At 71.6% G+C, this 18,435-nt stretch carries 14 protein-coding genes; 7 read left to right on the top strand and 7 right to left on the bottom strand.

Going from position 1 to position 18,435, the window contains the following annotated elements; translation table 11 throughout:
- Nucleotides 1–39: 39 nt before the first annotated feature.
- Entirely contained in the window at nt 40–1,155 is a 1,116-nt protein-coding gene (locus WME97_RS34710) for an aminopeptidase (protein WP_437543995.1), read from the top strand.
- Between the two features lie 1,254 nt (nt 1,156–2,409).
- Here WME97_RS34710 and WME97_RS34705 read toward each other — a convergent pair.
- Nucleotides 2,410–2,928 carry a nuclear transport factor 2 family protein gene (locus tag WME97_RS34705; RefSeq protein WP_437543993.1) on the bottom strand — a complete coding sequence of 173 codons (519 nt, stop codon included), beginning with the start codon at nt 2,926–2,928 and terminating at the stop codon, nt 2,410–2,412.
- Between the two features lie 223 nt (nt 2,929–3,151).
- Nucleotides 3,152–4,426: a SpoIIE family protein phosphatase gene (locus tag WME97_RS34700; protein ID WP_437543991.1), complete on the bottom strand. Its 1,275-nt coding sequence runs from the start codon at nt 4,424–4,426 to the stop codon at nt 3,152–3,154.
- A 395-nt stretch (nt 4,427–4,821) separates the two neighbouring features.
- On the opposite strand from WME97_RS34700, the gene WME97_RS34695 reads away from it, so the two are divergent.
- The 3 genes from WME97_RS34695 to prs are packed head-to-tail and all read left to right on the top strand — an operon-like array spanning nt 4,822 to nt 8,749.
- Entirely contained in the window at nt 4,822–5,847 is a 1,026-nt protein-coding gene (locus WME97_RS34695) for a LolA family protein (RefSeq protein ID WP_437543989.1), read from the top strand.
- Complete coding sequence (locus WME97_RS34690; protein WP_437543987.1) at nt 5,847–7,829, top strand: class I SAM-dependent methyltransferase; 1,983 nt, start codon at nt 5,847–5,849, stop codon at nt 7,827–7,829. The genes WME97_RS34695 and WME97_RS34690 overlap by 1 nt, the downstream gene beginning before the upstream one ends.
- Nucleotides 7,826–8,749, top strand: a complete 924-nt coding sequence (gene prs, locus WME97_RS34685; RefSeq protein WP_437543986.1) for a ribose-phosphate diphosphokinase — start codon at nt 7,826–7,828, stop codon at nt 8,747–8,749. Before WME97_RS34690 ends, prs begins: the two co-directional genes overlap by 4 nt.
- A 66-nt stretch (nt 8,750–8,815) precedes the next feature.
- Here prs and WME97_RS34680 read toward each other — a convergent pair whose 3' ends face one another.
- Nucleotides 8,816–10,159 carry a DUF1552 domain-containing protein gene (locus WME97_RS34680; RefSeq protein ID WP_437555548.1) on the bottom strand — a complete coding sequence of 448 codons (1,344 nt, stop codon included), beginning with the start codon at nt 10,157–10,159 and terminating at the stop codon, nt 8,816–8,818.
- A gap of 402 nt (nt 10,160–10,561) precedes the next feature.
- Between WME97_RS34680 and WME97_RS34675 the strand changes: the two genes are divergently transcribed.
- The 3 genes from WME97_RS34675 (at nt 10,562) to WME97_RS34665 (ending at nt 12,587) form a co-directional block, all read left to right on the top strand.
- Nucleotides 10,562–10,780, top strand: coding sequence for a hypothetical protein (locus tag WME97_RS34675; RefSeq protein WP_437543984.1), 219 nt, complete (start codon nt 10,562–10,564; stop codon nt 10,778–10,780).
- 490 nt (nt 10,781–11,270) lie between these two features.
- Nucleotides 11,271–11,741 carry a ferritin-like domain-containing protein gene (locus tag WME97_RS34670; protein ID WP_437324392.1) on the top strand — a complete coding sequence of 157 codons (471 nt, stop codon included), beginning with the start codon at nt 11,271–11,273 and terminating at the stop codon, nt 11,739–11,741.
- 75 nt (nt 11,742–11,816) lie between these two features.
- The gene (locus tag WME97_RS34665) at nt 11,817–12,587 is read left to right on the top strand and encodes a leucine-rich repeat domain-containing protein (RefSeq protein WP_437543982.1); all 771 of its coding nucleotides are present in this window, start codon (nt 11,817–11,819) and stop codon (nt 12,585–12,587) included.
- On the opposite strand, the gene WME97_RS34660 is transcribed toward WME97_RS34665, so the two are convergent.
- The 4 genes from WME97_RS34660 to WME97_RS34645 all read right to left on the bottom strand — a co-directional run bounded on the left by WME97_RS34660 (nt 12,568) and on the right by WME97_RS34645 (nt 18,357).
- Nucleotides 12,568–14,280 (bottom strand): M23 family metallopeptidase, encoded by a 1,713-nt coding sequence (locus WME97_RS34660; RefSeq protein WP_437543980.1) that lies wholly within the window; start codon nt 14,278–14,280, stop codon nt 12,568–12,570. The two genes, WME97_RS34665 and WME97_RS34660, sit on opposite strands and share 20 nt — an antisense overlap.
- Nucleotides 14,277–14,885, bottom strand: a complete 609-nt coding sequence (locus WME97_RS34655; protein WP_437543978.1) for a hypothetical protein — start codon at nt 14,883–14,885, stop codon at nt 14,277–14,279. The genes WME97_RS34660 and WME97_RS34655 overlap by 4 nt, the downstream gene beginning before the upstream one ends.
- A gap of 608 nt (nt 14,886–15,493) precedes the next feature.
- Nucleotides 15,494–16,261 (bottom strand): glutaredoxin domain-containing protein, encoded by a 768-nt coding sequence (locus WME97_RS34650; protein ID WP_437543976.1) that lies wholly within the window; start codon nt 16,259–16,261, stop codon nt 15,494–15,496.
- Complete coding sequence (locus WME97_RS34645; RefSeq protein WP_437543974.1) at nt 16,258–18,357, bottom strand: ABC-F family ATP-binding cassette domain-containing protein; 2,100 nt, start codon at nt 18,355–18,357, stop codon at nt 16,258–16,260. Before WME97_RS34645 ends, WME97_RS34650 begins: the two co-directional genes overlap by 4 nt.
- Nucleotides 18,358–18,435 lie beyond the last annotated feature (78 nt).

The raw sequence follows: 18,435 nt of genomic DNA, 5'->3' as shown, positions 1-18,435 counted from the left end.
AGAGCTTGTTAAGCCCGCGCGGCCAGCTATCAGCTAAGGATGAGCGAAAGGCTTGCGGCCAGCGCCCGTCGCGGCGCCGCGCCCTCGTGGTCCGTGTCGCGCCCTCGCTCCGCGGCGCGCCTGGTCTGCGCCGCCGCGGGGCTCGCCGCGCTCTGTCTCCTGCTCGTATCGTGTACCCAGGTCCGCTACATCGCGCAGGCGGGCGTCGGCCAGCTCTCGATGGCCTGGCGCGCCGAGTCGCTCGAGGACGCCGCCTTCGACGCCCGCAAGCCGTGGCGGACGCGCGCGCTGCTGCGCGAGGTCCCGCACATCAAGCGCTTCGGGGAGCGCCACGGGCTGACCCCGACCGGCAATTACAGGACGTATGTCGAGCTCGATCGCCCAGCCGCGGTCTGGGTGGTGAGCGCGTGTGAGCCGCTGCGGTTCCGCTCGAAGACATGGAGTTTTCCTATCGTGGGTACGGTCCCCTACATGGGGTGGTTCGATCTCAAGGATGCCAAGGCGTTCGCGGCGCCGCTCAAGGCGGCCGGCTGGGACGTCGACGTGCGTCCGGCGGGCGCCTACTCGACGCTCGGATGGCTCGAGGATCCGGTCCTGTCCACGATGATCTCGGACGGGGACGAGGCCCTCGGCGACCTCGCCAACGTGGTGCTCCACGAGTCGCTGCACGCGACGCTGTACGTGAAGGGGCAGACGAGGTTGAACGAGAGCCTCGCGAGCTTCGTCGGAGACGAGCTCACCAAGCATTACCTGGACGAGCGGGTGGGCCCCTTCTCCGCGGAGAAGACGGCCTACATGAGGGAGATGGAGAGGAGCGAGGTGCGGACGCGCGCGCTGCACGCGGCCTACGTCCACCTCAATCGGCTGTATGCGTCCCCGGCGCCGGACGCCGAGAAGCGGGCGGAGAAGGACGCGGTGCTCGCCCGGCTCAAGGCCGACATCGGGGCGCGGCGTCCGATCAACAACGCGTCGCTCGTGCAGTTCCGTGTCTACAACTCGGGGACTCCGGAGCTCCGGGCGCTGCTCGCGACCTGCGGTGGCAGCTGGCCGAGGTTCCTGGGCGCGTTGCGGAGGCTCGAACGCCACAGGTTCTCCGAGCCCCAAGAGAACATCGCCCGGGTGGTCGAGCCGCTGATCGAGGCCGGCTGCAGGTAGTCCAGCGAGCTGCGCTGTGCGCCGCGAGCTGCGCTGTCGGCCGCGAGCTGCGCCATGTGCCGCGCGCTGCGCCCATGTGCGGTGAGCTGCGCGCCGCGCTGCGTACTGCGGGCTGCGCCGCGTAGCGCGCTGCGCCTTTGGCGGGAATCACGCCGTCGAGATACGACGCAAAGCGTCGGTGGCAGTCGTCCTGCCCTGGTGCACTTCTTCGCTTCCACGGTGCAATGCGGGGCGTCCAGCGGATCGAGGATGAACATATTCATGTCCAGGTAAGCTTTGCGTTCTGGATCTGAACCCATCCCTGGATCGGACCAGTCCCTGCGGAAATGTATGACCGGTGCTGGCCTCCGAGGTCGCGCGCGCGCCTTGGAGGGAGGGTTTCAGCGGCAAATTTGGCTGCTGGGCGCCAGGACCACGGCCCCTTCGCCGTTGGCCCGCCGGTTGCTCTATGTATCCACCAGATGTCGCCCCTGCTCGTCGTCCTGTTTCATGGGGACTCGAAGGGGGGGACCCCTGGCATGACCTTCGCAATGCAGCCCCGGTCTTCGGGGGGGACGCCAAGCGAGGTGATCGGCGACGCTAGCCGAGCGATCGCGACCCCGCCGTCACCCGAATGCCATGGCTCTTGCGGTACCGGGCTCCTTGATTGACTTGTCGCCGGGCGCCGGCGGACAGCTTCGGTTCACGTGACGACAGACGCCTTACGAGGCGATTAAGGAGGGATGGCCGAGGCACGCGCGATGCGCGTCGCCAATTGAGTTGGCTTAGCATGACCAGCTTGTCAGACCTCGGTCTGAGCTTTTCTTATCTGTTGTGCCGCTCTCGATGTTGACCCCGCTTCCCGCTTCGCTTCAGCTTCTCCCCTGCTTTGCTTGAGCTTGCTCGTTCGATTCCGCTTCGCGCTTTCACTTCGCTTCAGCTTCATCTTTCAGTTTGACTGGCTTCTCGGATTGTCTTAGTCTTCCGCCCGTCTTCGCTTTATCTTCGCTCTTTACTTGATTACGCTTCGTATCGCTTTCCTGGCTTCTCTCTTCTGACTTCTGATCTCTTCTGATCGCGGGCCTCTCCAGGACTCCGGTGGACTCCCCTCCACCGGCGCCCCTGTGCGGTCCCGGTGGGTCCGCGAAAGCGGGCCTCAGGCCGGCGGGTTCTTCCCGACCGGCCTTTCTTTTTGGTGCGCATGAGCGCTTCCCTGGCGTGCCCTCGACGCCGCGAAGCTCGCTGTTGGCTGCGTCTCGGGCTCGAGCGCGGTTGTCAGCGGCCGTCGTCGCCGGGGGTGTGCCTGGGGTGGACGGTGGCAGAGACGATCTTCCACTCGCCGTCGATCTTTTCGAGCCGCAGCACCACGGGCAGCTCGTCGCGCCGGACCTCATGCCCATGCCGGGCGCCGGTGACCGTCGCGGTGGCGGTCACCTCCGCCGTCATGCCGGCCGGATCGATCTGGATCTCCGTGCCACCCAGGCTCACCTCCGCGGTCTGATAGACGACGGCTGCCTGGGTCGCCGCGTTCGCGAGCTCGTCGCGGCCGCGGAGGCTGTCGCCGATCTCGGCGATGCGGGCGCTCGCCTCCTTCGCGAAGATCTCGGCGAACTCACCGCGAATGCGGCCGTGGCGCACCAGCGGATTCCGCTCGCCGTCGTCGATGCGCACCGCGTTCTCGAGCTGGGTGAGCCGGTCGCGGATCCGTTCCTCCTCGGAGGGCGACAGCAGCAGCGCCGCCGCGCCGAGGACGGCGCCGGCGGCGATGAGCCCGAGCGGGATCCAGCGCTTCATGCTGCAAGTATAGGCGAAGGCGCCGCGCGCAGGGCGCGGAGCTCGACGTCGATGCCCTCGTCACGAGGTCGAGGCCGCTGCCGCTCCGGCCCGCCATCTCGACCGACGACGAGGTGAGCCCCGCGACGACGCCGCGCAGAAGCTGCGGCGTGCGCGGGTGCTCCGGCCGGCCGAAGCGGAGCGAGTCGAGGTTCGCGATGGGGCGGTCCCGCGCGGGTTCGCGCTAGGAATCCCGCTTCACGAGCAGCGCGGTGAGGTCGTCGATCTGCTTGGCCGAGCCGGCGAAGCGGCGCACCTCGGCGAGGAGCGCGCCCAGGATGTCGGACGTGGGGCGCGCGTGCAGGCGGTGGATGAGCTCGCCGACGCGCTCCTTGCCGAACACCTGCCCGGCGGCGTCCTGGTACTCGTAGAAGCCGTCAGTCAGCAGCACGAGGAGATCGCCCGGCGCCATCACGAGGGGCGGCGTCGGGGGCAGCTCGAGATCCTTGAACATGCCGAGCGGGACGGTCGACGGATCGCGCCACACGACCTGGCCCTCGGCCGCCCGGTAGTGGAGCAGCGGCCCCTGCCCGGCCGCGTGGAAGCGGAGCTGGTGCGTCGTCGGGTCGAGGATGCCGAGGAACGCCGTGATGAACCGGTCGTTCGGCAGGTCCTCGAGGAGCTGCTGGTTCACGTGGTGCATGAGCGCGTCCATGTCGGCCGAGAGGCGCAGGCCGATGCGGAGCATCGCGCGGAACTGGGTCACGCTGAGGGCGGGGCCGATGCCGTGGCCGGCCGCGTCGGCGAGCAGCAGCAGCATCGGCGACATGTCCGCGCGCTCGTCGAGGCGGATGACGTCGTAGATGTCGCCGCCCGTGTCGTCCGCCGGCTTGCTGAACGCCGACAGCGAATAGCCGGGGCAGCGCGGCAGCCGCCGCAGGAGGATGTTCTGCTGGATGTCGCGCGCGATGGTGAGATCGTGCTCGAGCTTCAGCTTGATCATGCGCTCCTCGAGCAGGAGCGTGCGCTGCACGGCGACGGCCGCCTGCGCCGCGAGCAGCTCCGCCACGTCGCGCTCGTCCGGGCCGAAGTGGTCCGCCTTCGAATTCAGCATCTGGAGCACGCCGACGAGCTTGTCGTCGAGCCCGATGAGCGGCACCGTGATGAGGGATTTGGTGTGATACCCCGTCCGGCGGTCGATCTCCTGATTGAACCGCGGGTCGGAATAGCAGTCGTCGACGAGGATGGTCTGGCGCTTGCGCGCGCACTCCCCGGCGATGCCCTTGTCGATGCTGACGCGGATCTGGGCCTCGCCCGTGGCGACACGGGAGTAAAGCTCCTTGGCCTCCTCGTCGTAGAGGAACACGCTCCCGCGGTCGGCGCCTATCACCTCCCGCCCCGTCTTGATGATGAGCTCGAGCAGCTCGGTGAGATCGCACGGCGCCGCGAGCTTGCGCGAGACGTCGAGGATCAGGATGAGCGACGACGCATCGATCAGGGAGGGAGTGCCCACGCGCATGCGGCCGGAGAGTTTGGGCTACGTGGAAATAGGGGTCAAGACATGGTCTCGCCCGGGGTGCTCGTGACGATCTCGTCGCCCGCGCGTGCCCACGCCGCCGTTCCGCCGTTCCGGCAGGGTTCCGCCGCTCAGCCAGCCGTCGCGCCGTCGCGCCGTCGTTCCGCCGCCGTGGGGACCTCCGGCGTCCCTTGGCGTGCTCCGGCGAGCGTCGGCGTCCCTGCCCTCGGCGCGGCCCCATTTTTCGAGCGACGACGGCCGCGAGCGCCCCCGCGGCGACGCGAGATCGCGGTCGATGCCGCCGGCGCAGGGACCGGGGCGGTGGAGGTCGGCGCTACCACCTCGGCCCTACCTGTCCTAGAACACGCGACGCACTCTCCTTGAAAGCGAGCTCTTCGATGAACCGCCTCCGCCTCGTCGCCCTCGTCCCGGCCGTTGCCCTGGTCGTGGCGGCCTGCGACGCGCCGCCCGCTCCCGCCGGCGCGGCGCCCGACGCCTCGCCCTCCGCCGCGCAGTCCCTGCCGCAGCCGGCCGCCGCGCCGCCGCAGCCGGCCGACGCGCCGCCGCAGGCAAGCGCCCCCGCGGCGGCCCCCGGCGCGGGCGCTCCGGCGGCGACGGACGCGGCGGTGCCGGCCGACGCGGGCGCGCCGGCGGAGGACGCGGGCCGGAAGCGCGAGGACGCGGGCGCCGCGACGGCGGCGCGCGACGCGGGGACGCCCGTCGGCGACGCGGCGCGCGACGCGGGCGGAGGGCGCGCCGAGGCGCCGGCGGCGACCTCCGCGCCCACGCCCGGCACGGCGGCGCCGCCCGCGGTGCCGCCCGCCGCGGCGGGATCCGCGGACGCCGTCGCGGCCGAGGTCGACGCGATCTTCGTGGGCAAGAAGACGTACGTCGCCCGCTTCAAGCAGGAGCACACGCAGAAGGTCTCGGGGGCCGTCAAGAAGCAGAGCGGCGCGCTGTCGGTCCAGAAGCCGGACAGGATCTCGTTTCGCTACGATCCGCCGAACCAGAACCGCATCGTCTCCGACGGCGTGTCGCTCAAGGTCTACGTCGCCGAGGACCGGCAGATGTTCGTCACGCCGGTGCAGAACTCGGAGTATCCGGGCGCCCTCTCGTTCCTCATGGGCCACGGGCTCCGCCCCTCGTTCACGTTCACCTTCAACGAGAAGGCGAAGTTCGAGGGCGGCCCCGTGCTCGTCGGCAAGCCGCGCGCGCCGACTCCCCACTACGAAGTCGTGATGTTCTATATCGACAAGGCGCTCCTCGCGAAGAAGGACCCTGGCGTCGTGCGCCGCGTCCTCATCGTCGACGCGCAGGGCAACCGGAACCGGTTCGACTTCGAGAACGCGTCGCAGCCCGCGTCGATCGATCCGGCGGAGTTCCAGTTCACGGCGCCGCCCGGCACCGACGTCAAGCAGAACTGATGACCCCGCGCCTCTCGCTCTCGGAGCTCTTTCCCGACATCCATCCGACGTGGATCCTCGCCGAGGACGGCGATCTCATCGTCGTCGACAAGCCGGCTGGCCTGTCCACGCACGCGCCGGAGGCGGAGCGGATCGACGACATGGTGACGCGCCTCCGCGCCTTCCTCCGCGGCCGGGGCGACGCGGAGGCGTACCTCGGGATCCACCAGCGGCTCGATCGCGACACGTCGGGCGTCCTCCTGTTCACGCGGCGGCGCGAGGCGAACGCCGCCGTCGCGCGGCAGTTCGAGGGGCGCACGGTGCAGAAGACGTACGTCGCCGCGGTCTCCGGCTTCGGCGATCGCCCGCCGCGCGGCACCCTGCGGCACCGCCTCGTCCCGGCGCCGGGAGGTGCGATGCGGGCGCTCGCCGAGACCGGCGGGGCTCGAGAGGATCGGGCCGCGAAGCGGGAGGATCGGGCCGCGAAGCGGGAGGATCGGGCCGCGAGCGGCGTGCTGGCGATCACCCGCTACCGCCTCCTCGAGCGCCGCGGCGACCGCGCCCTGCTCGAGCTCCGGCCCGAGACAGGCCGCACGCATCAGCTCCGGGTGCAGCTCGCGGCGATCGGCCTCCCCATCGCCGGCGATCCGCTCTACGGCGGCCCCGAGGCCCCGCGCCTGCTCCTGCACGCCGCCGAGCTCCGCCTCGATCACCCGGCCACGGGCGCGGCCGCGACCTTCCGCTCGCAGCTGCCTGCAGTCTTCGAGGCGTGGCTCGCGGCCGCGCCGGCGGATCCGTACGCGGGCGGCGTCGCGGCCGTCGAGCGCGCCATGCGCGAGGCCGCCGAGCGGCGGTACGGGATCGCGCGCGCCCGCGACACGACGGCGCTCCGGCTCGTCCATGGCGCGGGTGACGGCCTCCCCTCCGTCTCCGTCGATCTGTACGGCGAGCACCTCGTCGTGTCGCTGTTCGGCGCGGGCGAGGGCGAGCCGGGCGCGCCGCCGCGGGACCTCGTGCTCGACGCGGCCCACCGGCTCGGGGCGAAGGGCGTCTACCTCAAGGCGCGCCCGAAGCACGCGAGCGTCATCGTCGACGCGCGGCGCGAGGAGTTCGCGCCGCGGCACGCCGTCCGGGGGGAGGACGCCCCGGAGGAGTTCACCGTCCTCGAGCACGGCTTGCCGTTCAAGGTGCGGCTCGGCGACGGGCTCTCGACCGGCATCTTCCTCGACCAGCGCGAGAACCGGCGGCGGGTGCGGGAGCTGGCCCGGGGGGCCCGGGTGCTGAACCTGTTCGCCTACACGGGGGCGTTCACCGTGGCGGCCGTGGCCGGCGGCGCGCGCGAGAGCGTGACGGTCGACGTGTCCCGGGGCGTTGTCGCCTGGGCGCGCGACAACCTCGCCGCGATCGGCGCGGACCCGGCGGCGCACGTCGTGGTCGAGGCCGACGTGTTCCCGTGGCTGAAGGCCGCCGCCCAGTCCGACCGGCGCTTCGACCTCGTCGTGCTCGATCCGCCGAGCTTCGCGACCACGAAGAAGAGCCGCTTCAGCGCTGCGAGCGATTTCGGCGCGCTCGCCGCGCTCGCCTTCCGCGTGCTCGCCCCGGGCGGCAGGCTGCTCGCCTGCACCAACCACCGCGGCATCGCGCGCGCCAGGTTCCGGCGTCATTTGCACGAGGCCGCGCGTGAAGCAGGATGCGACGTCGTGCAGATGAAAGATCTCCCCGATCCCGTCGATTTTCCCAGCGAACCAGGCGCGGAGTCCCACCTGAAGAGCGTCCTCGCCAGCGTGGGCGCGCCGTCCGCGAGGGCCCGAGAGGGCGCGCCGCCCGCGAGGGCAGGGAAGGCTGCGCCGCCAGCGAAGGCCGCGCCGTTCGCGAAGGCAGGGAAGGCCGCGCCGTTCGCGAAGGCCGCGCCGCCCGCGAGGGCAGCGAAGGCCCCGGCTGCCCGGGGCGCGCGCCGAGGGCCCGCCGCTCCGGCCCGGACGACCCGCCGAGGTGCGCGATGAGCCAGCGGCGCCTGCTCATCACGATCAGCTCGTACAGCTACCTCGAAGCTGCCTTCCTGGCCGCGGGCGACTTCGAGCGCGGCCTCGTCGAGCGCAAGAGCTTCCCCGACGGCGAGCGCTACCTGCGCGTCGCGGTCGACTGCTGGGGGCGCGACGTGGTCCTGCTCGGCGGCGCCCCCCGGGACCTCGACTGGCTGGAGATCTACGACCTCGGCTGCGCCATCTCGCGCGCAGGCGCGCGGTCGCTCTCCATCGTGATGCCTTATTTCGGCTACGCGACCATGGAGAGGGCCGTGAAGCCCGGCGAGGTGGTGACCGCGAAGACGCGGGCGCGGCTCATCTCGGCGATCCCCTCCTGCGACGCGGGCACGCGCATCTTCCTCTTCGATCTGCACACCGATGGCATCGAGTTCTACTTCAGCGACTCGCACGTGACGCGCCACCTCTACGGCGCTCCGCTCATCACGCAGGCGGTCCGCGATCTGATGGGCGATCGCCCGTACGTGCTGGCGGCGACGGACGCCGGTCGGGCCAAATGGGTGCAGAGCCTCGCCCGCGGCCTCGGCGTCGAGCCGGCGTTCGTGTACAAGGAGCGGAGAGGCGACGGCGTCGGCGTGACCGGCATCAACGCCGATGTCTCGGGCCGCGAGGTCGTCATCTACGATGACATGGTCCGCACCGGCTCATCGCTCGTCCAGGCGGGGCGCGCCTACCTCGCCGCCGGCGCGTCCAAGGTCCACGCCGTCGCGAGCCACCTCGTCTTGCCGGGCGACTCGCTCGAGAAGATCAGGAAGGCTTCCGTGTTCACGACGCTGCTCGGGACCGACTCGCACCCTGGCAGCCAGCAGCTCGTCGATGCGCCCGGCGCCCTCCACTCGGTGGCGCCGCTGCTGGTGCGCGCGCTCGAGCGGGAGACCTAGGGCACCTCCGGCGAGCGGCGATTCAGGCGGCGAACCTCGCCTTCAGCCAGGCATCGCGGGAAATGCCTACGTGAGGTTCGTGAGCGGCCCGGTGCAGTGCTCACGCGAGCCGAACGTGGTCCGGGTGTCGCCGAACAGGTTCAAGATCGAGACGAGCAGGTCGTTGTGCGGGAGGTTCGGGTACCGGACCCAGCGCCCGGTGCGCAGGCCCCCGCCGCCGCCGGCCAGCAGGAACGGCATGTCCTTCTTGGCGTGGGTCGGCGGATGCGAGATCTCGGAGCCGAAGAAGACGACGCTCTCGTCGAGCAGCGAGTGCCCGCCCATGTCGACCTTGTCCATCTCCTGCAAGAGATAGAGGTGCTGCGCCGAGTACCAGGTGTAGATGAGCTCGCACTCGGCCGGCCTGAAGCCGCCCATTTCCTGGTAGAAATGGTGGTGCTCGGTCAGGTTCAGCCACGGCAACGTGTACTTCGCCTCGGTGTCGCTCCACTGCAGGGTGCCGACCGCGGTGATGTCGCAGGCGAGCGCCATCACCAGCATGTCCGTCATCAGCTTGCCCACCTTGGGGATCGCCGCGTCGGTCGAGCTGTCCACGATCGAGCCGGGGTCGTCCGCGTCGAGCCCCGCGCTCGGGTTGTAGTCGGACGTGTCGACCCTCATCGGGGCCCGGCAAGCGCTCGTCGTGGCCGGCGTGCTGCCGAGGCCCTGCTCGATCTCGCGGATCTTCGTCAGGTGCTCTTCGAGCTTCTGCTTGTCGGCCGCGCCGAGCCGCGCGGAGAGGGTGGCGTAGCGCCGGTCGAGGTAGTCGAGGATCGATCGCTTCCGCGCGAGGCGGAGGGCGGCGTCGTTGCTGGCGCCGGGGTCCAGCGTGCCGAAGAGCTCGGTGAAGATCTCCACCGGATCGATGCGCGGCGGGATGGGGCTGTGCGGCGCGGTGTCCTCGAAGTTGACGATGTTCATCGGCGACATCAGGCCGTGGGACTTGCCCGTCGCCCAGCGCACCGCGAGCTGGACGCTCGCCTTCGCCTTCTGACCGGCGGAGATCCGGGAGGCGATCACCTGATCGATGGACGGCCCCCTCGCGTAGCCGGTCGAGGTGGTCATCTGATCCGTGCCCGTGAGCCAGGCGATGATCCCGCACTGGTGCTGCTCCCCGCGCGCGCTCTTCATGTCGAGGCCGTCGACGACGAGCAGCCGGTCCTGCACCGGCGCGAGCGGCGCCAGGATGGGGCCCAGGGTGAAGCTCGTCTCGGTGCCGGTCGGACGCCAGCGGTCGATCAGGGTCCCGCCGGGCGTGTAGACGGCGAGGAAGCGCCGGGCGGGGGCGGGCTGCGCGTGCGCCGGGCGCTCGGGTCCCATGATCTCCAGCCACGGGAGCGCGACGGCGATGGCGCCGGCGCCTCGCAGCATGGCACGTCGGCTCAAGCGGAATTTCGACATACCCCTCGCTCCTTTCAGGCAGCCATGTGGAGGAAACCGTCCGTCTGGGCGAGCTCGACGAGGAGCGCAGGTTCGTGACCTGAGGACCCAGACATCGTTCTCGCTCCTCCCCCGCACCGGGCACGCTGAGACCCCGTGATTCAACAACACTCTTTACGAAATGACCAGGGGGATTGTCGTCCGGGGCCCGCCGCGATGCGGCTCACCACGAGAGCACATGCCGCCGCGCTGGTGCGAGGGGCGTGCGAGGGGCCACGTCGTCGCGCGCGCAGCGCGCAGCGCGCGGCGCCGAATTCCCTTGCCGGCGCCGATCGGCGCGTGGATGCTCGCCCCGGATGCGCGGCTCGCGCAGAAAGGATGAGCGTCGAGGCCATGGACGAGCTGGTACGACAGGTCGCAGAGAAGGTTGGCATCTCGGAAGACAAGGCCCGCGTGGCCGTGGAGACGGTGGTCGGTTTCCTGAAAGAGAAGCTCCCCGCGCCGCTCGCCGCCCACGTCGAGACCGCGCTCGGCGCGGCGGCCCCCGCCATCGCCAACCTCGACGTCGGCGGCCTCGCAGGTTCGCTCGGCGGCCTTTTTGGCAAGAAGTAGCGGTATCTCCGCCGAGCGCGCCGCCGGAGCGCTCTCGACCGAAGTCCATCTCTCCTCTCCTGATCCTGACCTGGACGACGCCGCCTTTGCGCTTCGGGCGCTTCGGGTGGAGATGCGCTCATGTCCAGGACGTGCTCGCGCTTCGCTGCCTGGCGCGGCGTGAGCATGCCCCGATCGCGCCCCGGCACGTCACGGCTCCGTCCTGGTCCGGCGCGCGCTCGACCCAGCGCCGCGACCGCGGCCTCGATCTGGGTTGAGTCTTCGCATCCCCTTGAGCGCGGGCCCTGGAGCGGGCCGTCTCGGGCGCGGCGGCGGGCGACAAGCGTGGAGAACCGCAAGTTTCCTGGACGACGCGCGCGCAGCGATGGATAGCGGCTGCACAGGCGGGCTCCGGCACCGGGCTTGCGAGCATCGAAGGCCTGGAGAAGCACCCGCCCACCTCCCTCTTCACGCGGGCGGTCCGCTTCCGCGAGGAGAGGAGCGATATTCCATGGCGTCCGTGATCGGCGGCGAAGCCGCGTTCATCGGGTCCTTGACCGAACTGATCGAGCTCAACTGGTCCACGGTGGACGCGCTCGCAGCAGCGCTCTCGCGGATGAGCCGACCAGGCGACAAGAGCCGGCTCGCGAGCTTCCTTCACGATCACGAGCGTCACCTCGAGGTGCTCGCCGCCCTGGCCCACGAGCTCGGCGAGCCGCCGGTGGAGAGCGCCGTCCGACCCAAGCTGAAGAGCAAGGCGCTGACGAACGGGATGGTCGGAGATCGCGCGATCCTCGAGGCGATGAGGCATTACGAGGAGGACAGCTGCGCTGCTTACGAGCGGATGATATCGTTCCGCGAAGGCCTCTCCGAGCGCGCGCGCGACGTCCTCCGGCACTCGCTCGCGGTGGAGCGGCGCCACCGGGACTGGTTCTCCGAGCAGCTCGACTCGCGACAAGGGCTTTTGCTGTTGCCGCTGTAGCGCGCCAGCGCCCTTTGGAAGACGCGGCTTTCTTCCATCGTCTCGTGTATCATCGCGGCGATGATTCGCCCTCTCGTGCTTGCATCCCTTGGCGTCGCCCTTCTCCTCCTCGGCTGCGACGAGCCCCAGAAGCCCGCTGCGGCAGCGGCCTCGGCCGCGCCTCCTGCTGCGAAGCCCGCCGACGCGCCTCCTGCCGCGAGCCCCGCGGCCACGGCCAGCGCGCCGCCGAAGAAGCAAGAGGTGGAGTGCACCAAGAGCGATCCGGTGACCTTCTCTCATCCGGCGCTCGAGGCCAAGGTGCGGCAGCAGCTCCAGAAGCCCGAGGGGCCGATCAAGCGCGCCGAGCTCAAGAACATCAAGACCATGAACCTGTCGGACGCCCAGGGGCTCGACGAGCTCGATCCGTGCCTCTTCCCCGAGCTCACTGGCGTCAAAGGGCTCTACCTGCCGCCGGGCAAGATCGACGACCTCCGCCCGATCAAGGGCCTGCTCCGGCTGGAGTCGCTGCGTGTCTCGGCGACCCTGGTCAAGGACCTCTCGCCGCTCTCCGGCCTGGTCAAGCTCGACCGGCTCGACATCGGCCGGACGCCGGTCGCCGATCTCTCGCCGCTCGCCGGCCTCACCAGCCTCACCGAGCTCCAGCTCGACGAGACCGAGGTGACCGACGTGAGCCCGCTCGCCGGCCTGAAGAAGCTCGAGATGCTCCAGATGAAGCGGACGCGGGTGAGCGACGTGTCGCCGCTCCGCGAGCTCAAGAGCCTGAAGAACGTCTACCTCGAGGGCTCGCGGGTCGAGGACGCGAGCCCGCTCCGGTCGATCCCCGGGATCAAGATCCACGAAGGCTGAGGCGGCCGGCCCTCGCGCCGCCGCCTGCGCGTCGCGCCGAGCGCCGCCGCGTGCGGGCCGCGCCGAGCGCCGCCATCGCGAAGAGCCCGAGCTGCCAGCCCGCCCCAGCGGAGCCCGCGGCGCCCGCGCCGGCTGCGCCGCACTCGCAGCGCAGCTGCCCGTGAACGCCGATGTTCGTGCCGGGCGCGCCCTCCTCCACGTCTCCGGCGGCTGGAGCGCCCTCGGAGCCGGCCTCGCCGGCCCCGCCGGCGCCCGCGCCGCCGCCTTCGCCCAGCAGCGGCGGCGCGTCGATGACGTGGAGCGCCGGCCCGGAGCCCTGCACAAGGAACGGGCGCGGCCGCAGCGCCGGCCCGAGCGGCAACGCGGTGAGCCTCGCTGCCGGCCACACGACGGCCTCGCCCGGATCGAGGTGCCACGCGGCCGCCGCCTCGGCATCCGGCACGGCCCGCCGCTCGGCGCCGTCGATCAGCCAGAGAGAGGTCGCTCCATCGTCGCCGCGCACGAGCAGCGGCGACGACGGGAACGCGTCGCCCTCCGGCAGCGCCTGGAGCGCCGACTCCGGCGCGATGGCGACGTCCCAGAACCGCGAGAACCCCCAGGCGTCCAGCGCGCCGTCGCCGCCGAGCGGTCGCCTCACGCCGGAGGGCAGATCGAGCGGGCACTCGAGGGACCTCGGGCTCCCCTCGAGCTCCACCTCCTCGCCGCTCAGCGCGTCGACCCCGTAGGCGTGGACCGCGTGGTCGCCCCCGAGCAGGCTGAGCGGCATCGGCGCCTCGAAGCCGTGCGCGCACGAGCCGAGCGGCTCGCAGAGGTCGTCGCGGCGCAGGTCCGCGGGGAAGCTGTAGCCCTCGGCGCCCGCCTCGGTCGCGGGGACGTCGAAGTAGAGTCGCGCGTCGCCCGGCGCGCTCTCCGCGTCCGGGTCGCGGGTCCATCCGGCGATACCGCTGCAGCCGGCGGCCTCGAGGGCGCCCTCGGGGGGCTCGTTGAGCAGCGCCTCGTACGAGGCGACGAGCGATGTGTAGGGCGGCACGTAGACCACGCCGACGCCGCTCACGGACTGCCGCACGTTGAAGTGCAGGTGAATGGTCGTCGGCGTGCTCCCGTAGACGTTGGACACCCGCCCGATGCGCTCTCCCCGCGAGACGTCCTGGCCGGGCGAGACCTGGACATCCGACATGTGCAGGTAGTCGTAGCGAGTCCCGTCCTCGCCGGTCAGGTAGACAGAGTAGCCGCCGACGCTCGTGATGGTGCCATCGACCACCGCGACGACCCAGTGTCTCCCCGCCTCGCACGTCGCCGGCCGGATGTCCTGCCCCTGGTGCCCTGTGCCGGAGGGGCAGAGAGGCATCTCCCACGAGCGCGACTCGCAGTAGTTGTCGTGCCACGGATAGGCGTAGTTGTCCGTATCGCACTGTCCACCGGCCGGGCCCGCGCTCCCGCCTTTGCCGTAGACCTGGGAGTTGGCGAACGCCGGACCCTCCTCGAGCGGAAAGCGCATGGAGGGCGCATACACGACGTCGTCGGCGCGCCCCTCTCCCGAGCCTGGAAGGAGCTCGCCGGCCGGACGGTACGAGAACGGATCGGCCGCGGCGGCGCGCGTCGGGAGCGCGACCGCGAGCGCGAGCGCGGCTGTCGCGATCAGCGAGGCGAGCGCGGCGGCGCAGGGGCGCGGCGGGCGGAGCGGCGCGATCATCGCATGTCTCCCGCGGCCCTGGGCTCGTCGCCGCCCACATAAACGAGCTCCGAGGCGAGCTCGAGGACGAGCGCGTCCGAGGCGCAGGCCGGCGCCTCCGGGGAGGCGCACTCGACGTCGAGCGCGTACGAGACGCCGTTCTCGATCCACGACGCGCTCCAGATACCCTCGTTCGCCGTGACGAACGCCGGCGCGCCGCGCACGGCGCGGGGCCCCCGGAACGGTGGAATGCTTGGATATTTGTGCGCGAGGCGGGTCATCGTGAGCGAGACGGTGATCGCGTCCGTCTTTGCCCAGAACGAGGTCCAGTGCTCCCTCGCGACGAGGACCGGCGCCGCGAGGAGCTCGCGCCGCGACGGCACGAGCACCGGGACCCGCGAGGCCCTGGCGGCGTGGGCCGCGGTCTCCGGGAGCGCCGCGAGCGCGGTCCGGTCGACCGAGGCGGAAGGAGGCCAGGTGACGGCGGTGATCACCGGGGTCACCGCCGCGGACAGCGGCTGGGCGGCTGCTGGATCGGGCGGCGACTCGGCGGGAGGCGCGGCCTGGTCGCACGCGGCGACCGCGACAGAGAGGAGGATGGATACAGCAAGAGGCGCGCCGCGCATGGCCCCTCCCGAGCGGGAGATCATCGATTCTAGTCGAGAACCTGCATGCGTGGCCAGGGGATGGCGGCACGCGAGCACGATGTCGCTCGGGTGTGATCCGGACGACCAAACGCCGTGCAAGACGGTTTCACGAGCCAGCGTGTCAAGCGAGGCCAGGGTCGATCCAGGCTGCGGATGCCGCGCCGGGTGAGCCTCGGACGTACCCCCGGAACACGACCCGTTCTTCGGTGTCTGTGACGACCTCGTGCTGGCTCAGCGCTCGATGAGGCTGTATCGGTGAGCCCCCGCGATCCTGCTCAAGCTTCGGATTCTTCCTCTGATGGGTGACGGGAGGATTCATGATACACGCAGGCACCGCTGCCCCTCCGGCCCTCGCGCCAGATGAACAGCTGAGGCTTGAATGAGTCGCTCTGCCTACCGGCGGTGGCGGGGGTGACGCCGTGAAGCCCGGGAGACAAGGACTCTGCCATAGGAGGAGATGGCAGAGCACGAGTTAGGGCCGCTCTGGGGCGGTCAGCGTGCGCAGGGCTGCGGCCCGAGCCGCCCGCGCCCTCCGCGACCCGAGCCGGCCACGCCCCTGATGAGCGCGGAGGCTCGCCGTGGCTGCCTCAGAGCGTCGTCCCGCCCGCCGCCCGCGCGAGCGCCTGGTCGATCGCCCCCGGGCTGAACCCCACGAGGATCTGCCCCCGCACGTCGATGATCGGGATGCTGCCCCCGCGCTGGTGGCTCTTCGCGAGCTTGTCCTGCATCTCCGCGGCCGCGCCCGCGTCCTCCTCGATGTCCTTCACCACCGCGGCGATCCCCTTCGAGCGCAGGTAGTCCGCGGCCTGGTGGCACGGCTTGCACCACGAGGCGCCGTAGATGATCACCGTGACCCCCGCGAGGTGGCTCGGCGCGCCCGGCGCGCCGGCGCCCGCCGAGCCGCCGGGGCCCGGCGCCGCGGGCGGCGGCGCCGTCTTCGCGAGGTGCTCGGCGCGCCGCTTCTCCAGCAGCGACTCCCATTCCCGCCGCGGCATCGTCCGGACCGCGTACGTGCCGTCCGGCCGCTTCTGCGTCAGATCCGCGACGTAAAACGCGTCCCGCGTCCCCTCCGTCCGATCCGAGAGCATGGCGCGCACGAGCGCGCGGCCCTCGGCCGGCACGTCGGCCGGGCGCAGCTCGACGTGCGTGTCGCCCTTCTCGTCGATCCACGTCAGCATCAGGTTCGCCGTGTCGTCGCGGAGCTCGAGCGGCGGCAGCTCGGCGACGGCCTGCGCAGGCGTGGTGCCGTCGTCGCGCTTCTCCTTGCACGCCGGGCCGAGCGCCGCCGCCGCGACGAGCGCGAGCAGCACCCCCGCGATCCGCGCCCCCCGCGCGCCCCCCGGCCACCGCTTCACGCCTCGCCTCCCGCCGTCGTCGTCGAGGCCCCGAGCTCCTCGCTGAGCGCCATCCACTCCGCCATCGCGGCGTCGACGCGCTTCGCGAGCGCCTGCTCCTCGCGCGCCGCCGCCGCGAGCTTCGCCCAGTCGCCGCCCGGGTCCTGCTTGAGCGCCTCGCGCATCTCCGCGAGCCGCGACTCGCCCGCCGCGATCTCCGCCTCCAGCTCCTTGACCCGCTTGCGCTTGCGCTCCGTCGCCCGCGCCGCCGCCTTGTCGCTCTCGAACGCCCGCCGGCGCGCCGCCGCGTCGCCCGCGCCCGCGTCGTCCGGCGGCGGCATCGTCGCGCCGCTCCGCCGCACCGCGCGGCCAGACGCCTTCGCGCCCCGGTCCGCCGCCTCCGCCTTCGGCTCCTCGCGCGGCGGCGGCGCGCTCGCCGTCTTCCGCGCTCCCCGCGCGCCCTTCGCCCTCTCGCCCTCCTCGCGCGCGCGCTCCGCCTCCTCCGCCTCGGCCGCGAGCTTCTCGAGGTTGTCGCGGTAGTCGCGGAAGCCGCCGGGGTAGATGTCCACGCGCCCCTCGCGCACCGCGACGATGCGCGTCGTCACCGCCTCCAGGAACCTGCGGTCGTGCGAGACGAGCAGCACCGTGCCCTCGAAGCCCGCGAGCGCCTCCTCGAGGATCTCGGCGGCGGGGATGTCGAGGTGGTTCGTCGGCTCGTCGAGGAAGAGCAGGTTGCGCGGCTCGAGGAGCAGCTTGCCGAGCGCGAGCCGGCTCCGCTCGCCGCCGGAGAAGCCCTGCACCTTCCGGAGCGCGTCGTCCCCGTAGAAGCGGAAGCGCGACAGGTACTGGCGTGTCGCGTCGACGTTCATGTCGGCGCGCACGCTGCGGATCTCCTCGACCGCGGTCCTCGACGGGTCGAGCGAGCCGAGGTGCTGGTCGAAGTAGCCCTGGCAGAGGTTCGTCCCGCGCCGCACGTCGCCCGCGTCCTCGGGGGCGCCCGCGCCGGCGAGCAGCTTGAGCAGCGTCGATTTGCCGGTCCCGTTGGGCCCCACGATGCCGACGCGGTCGCCGCGCCGCAGGAGCAGGTCCACGCCGGAGAAGAGCGTGCGCCCGCCGCGCGAGGCGCCGAGCCCGCGCGCGTCGAGCACGATGTCCCCGCTGCGCGGCGCGGGCGCGAACCGGAACCGGACCTTCTCGGCGGTCGCCCACACGTCCTCGGGCCGGTCGATCGTCTCGAGCTTCTCGAGCATCTTGCGCCGGCTCTGCGCCTGCTTCGTCTTCTGACCGGCGATGTTGCGCCGGATGAAGTCCTCGGTCTTGGAGACGAACGCCTCCTGCCGCTCGGCGAGCTCCCGCTCCCGGGCGAGGTCCTCCTCGCGGGCGACGGCGTAGTCGCTGTACCTGAGCGGGTAGGCGCGGAAGCTGCGCTGCCCGAGCTCGAACGTGTGCGGGCAGACGGCGTCGAGGAACGCGCGGTCGTGCGAGACGCAGAGGAGCGCGCCGCCGAGGCCCGCGAGGTGCTTCTCGAGCCAGGTGATGGTCTCGATGTCGAGGTGGTTCGTGGGCTCGTCGAGCAGCAAGAGATCGGGCTCGATGGCGAGCACCACGCCGAGCTGCAGGCGCCCGCGCTCGCCTCCCGACAGGCTCGAGACGGGGCGATCCATGTCGGCGGGCGAGAACCCGAGGTGGGCCGCGATGATCTCCACGCGGCGCTCGAGATCGTCGCCGCCGGCGATGTGGTAGCGGTCGGTGAGATCGCTGAGGCGGGCGAGATCGGCCTCGCTGCCGCTGGCGGCCGCGTGCTGCGCCGCGGTGAGGGCGTGGCGCAGCTCGAGCACCTCCGAGAACCCGGAGAGGAAGGCCTCGAGCACCGTGCCCTGGGCCGCGAGCTCGTGCGACTGCCGGAAGTACGCGAACCGGATCCCCTTGCGGATCACGACCGAGCCCGTGTCGGGGGTGAGCTCGCGGGCGACGAGGCGGAGCAGCGTCGATTTGCCCGCGCCGTTCGGGGCGACGAGCGCGGCGCGCTGGCCTTGCTCCAGGGAGAAGGTGATGCCCTGGAAGAGCCTGTCCGCGCCGTAACCGAAGCTGAGGTCGGCGACCTGGAGGACCGTCATTGCGGCCGAGTTCTAGCATGTGTCCGGCGCGCGCAAGGGCGCTCGGGGCGCGGGGCCCACATCGCGCGGACAGCGTGG

It is taken from the genome of Sorangium sp. So ce367, assembly GCF_051520455.1.
Taxonomy (GTDB): Bacteria; Myxococcota_A; Polyangia; order Polyangiales; family Polyangiaceae; genus Sorangium; species Sorangium cellulosum_B.
Note: the sequence above shows the minus strand (reverse complement) of the source record. Positions and strands in the feature narration are given on the sequence as shown.

Excerpts from the sequence above, each read along its gene's own strand:
- WME97_RS34675 (WP_437543984.1), top strand. The coding sequence starts at position 10,562 with ATGGACGAGCTGGTACGACAGGTCGCAGAGAAGGTTGGCATCTCGGAA.
- WME97_RS34705 (WP_437543993.1), bottom strand. The coding sequence starts at position 2,928 with ATGAAGCGCTGGATCCCGCTCGGGCTCATCGCCGCCGGCGCCGTCCTC.
- WME97_RS34680 (WP_437555548.1), bottom strand. The coding sequence starts at position 10,159 with ATGCTGCGAGGCGCCGGCGCCATCGCCGTCGCGCTCCCGTGGCTGGAG.
- WME97_RS34645 (WP_437543974.1), bottom strand. The coding sequence starts at position 18,357 with ATGACGGTCCTCCAGGTCGCCGACCTCAGCTTCGGTTACGGCGCGGAC.
- WME97_RS34670 (WP_437324392.1), top strand. The coding sequence starts at position 11,271 with ATGGCGTCCGTGATCGGCGGCGAAGCCGCGTTCATCGGGTCCTTGACC.
- WME97_RS34695 (WP_437543989.1), top strand. The coding sequence starts at position 4,822 with ATGAACCGCCTCCGCCTCGTCGCCCTCGTCCCGGCCGTTGCCCTGGTC.
- WME97_RS34700 (WP_437543991.1), bottom strand. The coding sequence starts at position 4,426 with ATGCGCGTGGGCACTCCCTCCCTGATCGATGCGTCGTCGCTCATCCTG.
- WME97_RS34710 (WP_437543995.1), top strand. The coding sequence starts at position 40 with ATGAGCGAAAGGCTTGCGGCCAGCGCCCGTCGCGGCGCCGCGCCCTCG.
- WME97_RS34690 (WP_437543987.1), top strand. The coding sequence starts at position 5,847 with ATGACCCCGCGCCTCTCGCTCTCGGAGCTCTTTCCCGACATCCATCCG.
- prs (WP_437543986.1), top strand. The coding sequence starts at position 7,826 with ATGAGCCAGCGGCGCCTGCTCATCACGATCAGCTCGTACAGCTACCTC.
- WME97_RS34660 (WP_437543980.1), bottom strand. The coding sequence starts at position 14,280 with ATGATCGCGCCGCTCCGCCCGCCGCGCCCCTGCGCCGCCGCGCTCGCC.
- WME97_RS34655 (WP_437543978.1), bottom strand. The coding sequence starts at position 14,885 with ATGCGCGGCGCGCCTCTTGCTGTATCCATCCTCCTCTCTGTCGCGGTC.